This is a genomic window from Zarconia navalis LEGE 11467, from assembly GCF_015207075.1.
GTDB lineage: Bacteria > Cyanobacteriota > Cyanobacteriia > Cyanobacteriales > Geitlerinemataceae > Zarconia > Zarconia navalis.
In genome coordinates this window covers 1-8,719 of sequence record NZ_JADEXN010000191.1, presented here as the reverse complement: position 1 = coordinate 8,719, position 8,719 = coordinate 1, and the positions used below count along the sequence as shown (strand labels likewise).

Sequence of the window (8,719 nt, the reverse complement as noted above, 5' to 3'; positions counted from 1 at the left end):
ATAGCAATGGTGCTACGGCTAACTTCAGTGAGTTTGCCCTTCTCAATAACACCGCATCGGATTCCGGAGGGGGCATTTACAATGCTAGCGGTACGGTTTCCGTCAGTCGTGCGGGGATTCGCGACAATTCTGCCGATTCAGAAGGCGGTGGCGTTTACAATACCGCCGGTGGCACCGTGTATCTTTCCGAGCTAGAAGTCACCGAGAATACCACACAGGGTTACGGAGGCGGTTTTTTCAACGATACCGATAGTCAACTCGATGTATCCTTCGCGCTGCTTCAAGGCAACGAAGGGAACGACGGTGGCGGAATTTTCAACCGGGGTTTGGCAACGTTGCGAAACAGTACTCTCAGCGAGAATAGTGCAGATTTTGGCGGAGGAATTTTCAACCAAGGCAGTTTCAACGTTGATACTAGCTCGATCGTCAATAACAGCGCAACGGACGGTGCGGGTATCCAGAACAATGGCTTCCTATATGTCTACGACAGTACGATCGCCGATAACGATATCCCTTCCTTTGGGGGAGGTATCAATAACGATAACTACACGCTGGTGGTTGACAGCACCATCAGCGGCAATTCGGCGAATGAAGCTGGCGGGGGTATTGCCAACAGCAGTGATTCCACCCTCTACCTTATCAACAGCACCATTAGCGGTAATTCAGTTGCAGAAGAAGCTGGAGAAGGATACGGAGGTGGGGGTATTCACAATCGGGGTAACCTGTATGCGGCAAATAGCACCATCACTGGGAATGTCGCCTTTCAAGGTGGAGGGATTTTCACCGATGCCTCCGGTTATACCCAACTTGCCAGTACGATCGTGGCGGCAAACATCGATAATCATAGTTCCGATGGCAGTCATCCCGATGTTTCGGGAGATGTCGATCCCAACAGCGGCTTCAATCTCATCGGCGATGGAACCGGGAGTACGGGGTTGACGGATGACGTCAATGGCAACTTGGTGGGGACGGACAGCGATTCCATCGATCCGCTTCTGGGTCCCTTGCAAGATAATGAAGGTTTGACGTTCACTCACGCACTGCTTGATGGCAGTTCGGCGATCGATGCCGGCAGCAATCCCGGTTTTGTCTCCTACGACCAACGGGGTGTCGGGTTCGATCGCATTTTCGGTGCCGGTGCGGATATCGGAGCGTTTGAACTTCAAAGCCTGCCCCAACCCCCTATGGGAACTCCCGGTGACGATGTGTTAATGGGAACGGATGGGAATGACACCATTGAAAGCGGTGACGGTCGCGATCGCATTAACGGTAAAGCCGGAGATGATATCCTATTCGGTCAGCGCGATAACGATACGATTGTTGGCGGTTCGGGCAACGATAGTCTCTACGGCGGTCAGGGAGATGACTTCATGCGGGGTGAGAACGATCGCGATTTCCTCGATGGTCGCAATGGAAACGATCGCCTCCTCGGTGGCGGGGATGAAGATACCCTCGTCGGCGGTAACGGCAACGACAGCCTCGACGGTCGTCGCGGCGAAGATATCCTCTACGGAGTGAAGCGCTTTAGTGCCAATCCCGGTGATGGGGAAATGGATTTGCTGACCGGTGGAGAGGCAAGCGATCGCTTCGTACTCGGCAATGCTACCCAAGCTTACTACGATCGCGACGGTGCGGCAGACTTTGCGGCGATCGCCGATTTCAATTCTGAGGATATCATCCAACTCCACGGCAGTGCTGGTGATTACAATTTGGTGGAGGTTTCTGGAGATACGGAGATTCTACTCAACGGTGGCGAACGAATTGCGATCGTGCAATTCGTTTTTGGTTTAGATCTTAATGATTCGAGTCTATTCGACTTCGTTTGAAGTTGATTTAGTTTCCCTCGTGTCTTCGTCGATCTTGGGGATGTGCGGGTTGCCGCGCATTCCTTTTTCAATCAGAAGTTATTCATAATAAGCGATCGGTGAAATTATTTCTAACCTCTAATTTCTAACCTCTAATTTAGGCTCGACAATAGAACATCTCGATCTCGTTTGGTTTATAATCTATCTATCCCGACGATATTCATCTCAATCGATCGATTTCATGAGCCAAACTGCTTCGAGTTCCTCTTCCACCCCTTGGCTATATTCTCTCTGGAAATTCTCTCGTCCCCATACAATTATTGGCACGAGTTTAAGTGTCTTAGGGTTGTGGGCGATCGCCTTGAGTCGAGGGCAAAGACTTGAGGAATTTTTCGACATTTCAATCGCAATTAATATTGCCTTGACTTGGCTAGCCTGTATTTGCGGCAACATCTATATTGTCGGACTCAATCAACTCGAAGACATCGAAATCGATCGAATTAATAAACCCCATTTGCCGATCGCGGCGGGAGAGTTTTCCCCCAAGCAGGGAACTTGGATTGTGGCGATAACTGGACTTCTCGCCATTTTTATTGCAACTTTTGAGAGTGTCTGGTTGCTGGCAACGGTGGGAACGAGTTTATTTCTAGGAACGGCATATTCTTTGCCTCCCATTCGTTTAAAACGATTTCCATTTTGGGCTTCGTTTTGTATTTTCACCGTGCGCGGTGTGGTAATTAATTTGGGACTATTTTTACACTTTAATGGTGGGTTTCCCGTAATTGAAGAAGTTCGGGCGCTGACATTATTTGTACTCGTTTTTACCTTCGCGATCGCCATTTTTAAAGATATTCCCGATATTGAAGGCGATCGAGAATATAATATTACAACTCTCACCCTTAGACTGGGAACGCAATCGGTGTTTAACCTCGCCCGGTGGGTACTAACGGGATGCTATTTGGCAATGGCAATGAGTGGCTTTTTCTTTTTACCCCAAATTAATCCTGTTTTTCTAAGTACAACCCATTTGGGAATCCTGGGTTTATTTTGGTGGCGATCGCAAAATGTCGATCTGAACGAAAAACGCGAGATTGCTAGTTGCTATCAGTTTATTTGGAAGTTATTTTTTCTAGAATATATTATTTTTTCGGCTGCGTGTTTTTTATAAAATTTAGAACGGAGGTCGTATGTTTGTAAGACTATCGAGAACAATTTGGCAAGACAAACTCTTTTATTTTATTTCTTTTTTGACTCTAACTTATACCATTGTCACTCGAATCGATAAAATAAATAGTGGTTTATGGAACGATGAATCCAATAATTATTTTTCGTTCATCAAAAAAGGATTACTTCAAATTGTTTGGAGCGATCGTTTCTCCCCTGCAAATCATATCTTAAATAGTATTTTTGCTTGGATTTCCTATAAGATATTTGGTTTTTCTGAGGTTATGCTTAGAATGCCATCATTGATTGCTGGCATACTTGCATCAATTCTTTTCTTCTTTTTCCTCAAGTCGAAACTCGGTAAACTCGAAGCACTTTTATTTTTTGTTTTTGCCGCACTTTGCTCGGAACATATTAAAATCGTTTCTCAACTTAGAGGTTACGGTCTTTGCTATTTATTTAGCGTTATCGCCTTAATCATGGCTTATCGAGCAATTGGCGATCGAGAAAATTCAGCACGATTTAGAAAAAGTATCCTAATCTTTTCGATCGTTAATTTTTTAGCGATTTATAACTTTATTCCTTTCGTTCTGCTGTCTTGTAGCTTCTATCTTGTCTTATTCTTTTACTTAAAAGGATTTCGTCGAATTGAATTATCGATTTCGGCAATTTTATCTATCGCATTATGCGGTATTGCTTATATTCCTGCAATTTCGAGTTTAAGTAACAGTTATTCATCGGGTTTTGGGCAAATTGTTCCCAAACTTCATTTACTATCCTTTTTAAGCATTCCACCTCGCAAAATCATCTCTTTTTACATTGCTCAAAATATAAAAAGCACGGCAATACTCTCATTCTATTTTCTTCTTTGTTCGATTGTTTTAATTCTCGGTTATTATTTTGCCCGTAAGAAAGATGAAAATCTAGCCAATTTGCTAGTTATCCCTCCAAGTTTAACTTTATTAATGGGTGGAGTCTTAAAAGCACCTTTAGGGTCTGCCATTTCGCATCCTCGATACACCTGTTTTTTGACATTCTATTACTTGGCTGTTTTCTCCATCGGTTTAGCCTATTTTTTTACCCTTATTTATCAAAAAGTACAAGCTAGTCGCAATGGAAACGAAGCCATTTTCCAAAAGAATATTTATCTGTTCTTTGGTGTTACCGCTCTGTGTACGATACTGATTTTTCAAGGCTTTCTCATTTCAGACAAAGTTTTTATCATTCGCGGACATTATAAAGAAGCGACTCAAGCCATCGAAGCATTTAATATCAAAAAATATAAGATTTTCTTCAACCCCTCCCCCAATTGGGCTAAAAACGATGCGGAAGTCTACTTCTCGGAAAAACTTCCTAACATTCAGTACAAAATGCATTCAATTGCAAAAGATGGCAAAGCAAAAGCGTGTCAAATCCTCCAGGAGATGAACGAAATTACGAATACTTTTGTCGTCGAGGATCTCCGATTGGAATACATTCCCAATTCAACTTATAAGGTTAAAGACTATGCGATCGTGACCGGAAGCGATCGTCAAGAGTTTAAAGTGATTTCGTGGCAAGAAAAAAATCGATTATTGGGGGTTTATTTTTTCCAGCGAGGACAAGTTTCTTCGATGGACTGTGAAGGTTAATTCTCCCGTGTGGGTTTTGCATCAGTCCATCCAAAAATTTGCAGAAATCGAACCCCGTACGGTATTGTGAAGCGATCGGGAATATCGATCGCATCGAAAATGCCTCAAACAGCGATAATATCCGTTGCCGCCAGCGTCGGCGCACCGGCTAGGGTCACCAACACCGAAGGCGTGGCAGTCCCCGTTCCGTCCGGGTCGAACAGCAAAATTCCCGTGCCGACATTATATAAGAAGCGATCTCCGCTATCGGCCGCCACGCTACCCAAGGCGAACTGGTCGGCGGTAATCTGACCCGGTGCAAGACCGAACTCCGCAGCCGAAATCTGAATCTCGTCGATGCCAGATTGGAAATCAGTAATCGTATCGCCGTCGGCACCCGGTCGGTTGAAGACGAAATCATCCGCACCCGCACCACCGGTTAGGGTATCCCCCTGAGACACTAACGCTTGATTGAGATACACCGTCACGCTGTTGCTATCGAAATTCGGCGTAGCTAAGTCCGATTGACGAATTCCGTCCAAGTCGGTGATGACTAATCCCACGGGAGTATTCCCCACCGGGAAGCTTTCCGGCGCGCTGAGGGTTCCGTCACCGTTATTGCGCAAAATTGAAATCGTGCTGCCTCCCGTTTCCCCCGTTCGGGTGGTAAAAAAGGCATGAAGCATCGCCAAGTCGAGGTCTCCATCTCCGTCTAAATCCTCAGCCGCCAAGTTGCTGGGAACTTCATTGGTGGCAAAGGAAACCCCCGGTGCAAAGGTTCCATCGCCGTTGTTGGACAAAACCGTTACCGACGCACCGCCAAAATTGCTGGCGGCCAAATCCAGGTCGCCATCCCCATCTAAATCCGCCGCCACCACGTCGATGGGACGCACCCCCACCCCGAGAGTCGTCGGTGCGGCAAACGTCCCATTGCCGGTATTGCGAAGAACCCAGAGGGTGTTGCCACCTTCATTCGCCGTCACGATATCCAGGTTCCCGTCGCCATCCAAGTCGGCGGCAATAACCCCCGCCACCCCATTCCCCACGGTGAGGACTTCCGGCGGGGCAAAATTTCCCGCGCCATCGTTGCGGGCAATAGAAATTGTATTACCGATATCGATTCCCGTATCCAAGTTGACGGCAACGGTATTGGTAGTTATCAAATCTAGGTCGCCATCGCCGTCAATATCCGCCGGCGGATGGATGAAGGGTCGGTCTCCGGTGGCGAAGTTGACCGGCGGGGCAAAATTTCCCGCACCATCATTGTGTAGAATCGATACCGTATTGTCGGTACTGTTGGCCGTCGCCAAATCAATATCCCCATCGCCATCGAAATCTCCAGCAGTAACGGAAGGCCCCACACCCGTTGTTACAGTTGTGGGTACGCTAAAGGTTCCATCACCGTTGTTGCGCAGAATCGAAAGGGTATTGCCGGTACCGGGGGAAACGAAACTCGGATCGATACCGGGATTTGCCACCACCAAATCCCCATCGCCGTCGCCATCGATATCGGCGGCGACAATGCTGCCAGGGGCTGTATTGGCGGGATAATCGGTGCGATCGAATGTTGTCACATCATCACTGGGGGCCAAATCCCCGAAAATCACATCATCACCCTCGCCACCGCGCAGAATATCCGTTTGCTTACCACCGAAAAGGGTATCATTTCCCTTGCCCCCTTCGAGGGTGTCGTTTCCCCGATTCCCGAATAACCAGTCATTTCCCTGGTTGCCGTACAGCGCATCGGCTTCATCGCCATCATTGGTTTGGGGGTCTCCCGTCCCACCAATTAGGGTGTCGTTGCCGCCGCTACCGATAAGCACGTCGCGGTTGGCATCGCCGAATAGCGCATCGCTACCCTCATCTCCAAATAAGGTGTCGTTTCCCGCCAGCGCCCGAATGATATCGTCTTCGGGCAAGCCTTGCAGCACTTCACTAGCTGGGGTTCCATTAATAACTGCCACGATCGCATTTCCTCCCAGTCGATGGTAAGACTCTTCATATAGAGTTGCTTTAATAGAGTTGTACGTCTCGGACGGAGGAACTTATGCAGAAGTTGCCAAATATTTTTTGGGTGCGAAAGATGCAGAGATCTTAAAAGGTCAAGATTCAGGTTCTATTTCAGATACAAGTCGGGTTTGGCGTTTTGGGTAGGGGAAACGCGATCGTATAGCCTTCTCCGACCGAGACGCTACGCGATCGCCCAGGCTGGCGCTAAAAACCTTACTTACGATGCTGGTTGACTGACAAGAGCGATCGCGCCTCGATATCTGAATGCTTACCTTGAAAGGGCATGTTTGTACGAGCTTTGAGGATTTTCGGACAACAATTTTCACGACAATAATTCACTCATTAGACATCAATATGCTAAAGAATAAACTTGTACGATGGGCTGTGATGATTACAGCCTTCATCGCTTGGAATTCCTTCGGCTACTCTATCTCTTCTTGGATTTACTCGATTCTAACTAAAATTGATGTTCCGGCTTCCATTGCTTTACGAATTCTGTCGATACTGCCTCTAATTATACTGCTAGAAGTTTTTGCTAAGTTCCTCTTTCTAGAAACAGCGATGCCTCCTTTAAAGTTTGTTGCTACCCGAGCTGAGTCTTGGTCGTTTCTCAATCGAGATGAATTAAATCGTTATACTTCAGAACTCGAACAGCTTGGTTTTATCCAATTAACTGACTATACATCTCCATCTATTCAGGGTATGGCAAGGTTATTTGCCCATCCTCAAAAATTTTGCTTTGCAGAAGTGGGTCAAACTAGTAATTCACCAATGTTATGTAGCATTTCTTGTTCTTTAGAAATGCGCTGGTCGTTAGCCGTAACAAATATATCTTCTAGCTCTTACGTGTCTGCTATCTCATACGCCTTTTTACGACAACCTCGCAATCTGGTCAAACAAATGGGGAATGCATCAGTCAATTTACTGCTTCAATCGCTAATAGACGGGCGAGATCGAGCCTCAAATGACTTGGGTTTGGAATTGATTCGAGATATCAAGACGGAAACTTACTTTGAGAAAGAGCGAAGCAAACGAATGGAGCAAAGACGCTCTATGCTCCGTAAGAGCATAACTTGGGGAGTGTTAGAAATGTTATGGTTTTCACTTAGACCGAAGTCTGAGTGGTTGGGAGATTACTCAAAGTTTACAGTGAAGCGCTAGAGCATCACTCAATCTTCCCCAGCTTCCATATTCCCCGATTTAGCTACCAAACTTGCCATTATTTCAGCGGCAGTTCCCCCACCGATTCCGTAACACGATCGCTTTTGCCAACCGAGAATGGGGAGGTGTCCGGCAGGTGCATCGATGTCAAATCGCACATCGTCGTAGTACAGCCAGTTTTCCCGGTTGCGCCAACCCACGCGATCGCAAAAAGCCGTGTAATCGCCGCTGACTTCTTGCCACATCCACTGCTGCACCGAAAATCCAAACCGTCCGCCGCTGTATTCGTACCACAGCCAATCTAAAGTTTGCCAGTCCATTGGGGGAAAATGCTCGATATCTTCTGGGGTTAGCCAACCCTCTGTTTCTCGCTGCATCCCTTGCAACATCAGCGATCTCGTCATGGCATCGGCATCGCGCCACTGTCGGGCAACCAGCAATTCTCGCAACGGTTTATAGTCCAACCCCACCTCAGATTGGAGGGTACTTTCAAAATCCTCACTCGACTGTGTTTCTATATTTAGTAGCATCTGCGCAATTCGATCTGGGTTAGTGCGATCGAGCCACTCTAAAACCCAGTCCAGTTGAGATTGTAAGTATTGACGTTCTTCAGTTGCCCGTTGCAACTGTACCTGTAGTGCATCTAGCCTGAGTTCTAAACGCGAGAAGGCAACATCATGGTTCGACGACTGCCCAGACTGGCATTTCGCCCACATTTTTCTCGCCCAATTTATTTGTTCTCGTTCAATTAGGGATTTTGCATCAGCCCAACTGACAACCCAACCGCAAACCGGACAATTCAATGGGGAGGCTGACATTAATGATTTTAAGGAAGTATCGCACACCAAGCAAAGAGGGATATTCGCGGGGTCTACTCGAACGAATATCGCACCGCTGGGAAGTTGGTAGCCGTCGAGGCGTCCCGATTTCCACTGCCGCCATGCTGTTTTGTAGGAAATCCCCCGACTT

6 protein-coding genes are annotated in these 8,719 nt (G+C 46.9%); 4 read left to right on the top strand and 2 right to left on the bottom strand.

The window, feature by feature from the left end:
- From IQ235_RS11560 to IQ235_RS11550, 3 genes are all read left to right on the top strand, one after another.
- A partial coding sequence (locus IQ235_RS11560; protein WP_319592577.1) for a choice-of-anchor Q domain-containing protein occupies window positions 1-1,826 on the top strand: 1,826 nt, incomplete at its 5' end.
- A gap of 220 nt (window positions 1,827-2,046) precedes the next feature.
- Window positions 2,047-2,973 carry a homogentisate phytyltransferase gene (locus IQ235_RS11555; RefSeq protein WP_264321617.1) on the top strand — a complete coding sequence of 309 codons (927 nt, stop codon included), beginning with the start codon at window positions 2,047-2,049 and terminating at the stop codon, window positions 2,971-2,973.
- A gap of 19 nt (window positions 2,974-2,992) precedes the next feature.
- Window positions 2,993-4,600, top strand: a complete 1,608-nt coding sequence (locus IQ235_RS11550) for an ArnT family glycosyltransferase (RefSeq protein ID WP_264321616.1) — start codon at window positions 2,993-2,995, stop codon at window positions 4,598-4,600.
- 104 nt (window positions 4,601-4,704) lie between these two features.
- Here the strand turns inward: IQ235_RS11550 and IQ235_RS11545 are convergent, their stop codons facing one another.
- Window positions 4,705-6,543 (bottom strand): FG-GAP-like repeat-containing protein, encoded by a 1,839-nt coding sequence (locus IQ235_RS11545; RefSeq protein WP_264321615.1) that lies wholly within the window; start codon window positions 6,541-6,543, stop codon window positions 4,705-4,707.
- A gap of 310 nt (window positions 6,544-6,853) precedes the next feature.
- On the opposite strand from IQ235_RS11545, the gene IQ235_RS11540 reads away from it, so the two are divergent.
- On the top strand, window positions 6,854-7,750 hold the full coding sequence (locus IQ235_RS11540) for a hypothetical protein (protein WP_264321614.1): 897 nt from the start codon (window positions 6,854-6,856) through the stop codon (window positions 7,748-7,750).
- Between the two features lie 8 nt (window positions 7,751-7,758).
- Here the strand turns inward: IQ235_RS11540 and IQ235_RS11535 are convergent.
- A partial coding sequence (locus tag IQ235_RS11535; RefSeq protein ID WP_264321613.1) for a GUN4 domain-containing protein occupies window positions 7,759-8,719 on the bottom strand: 961 nt, incomplete at its 5' end.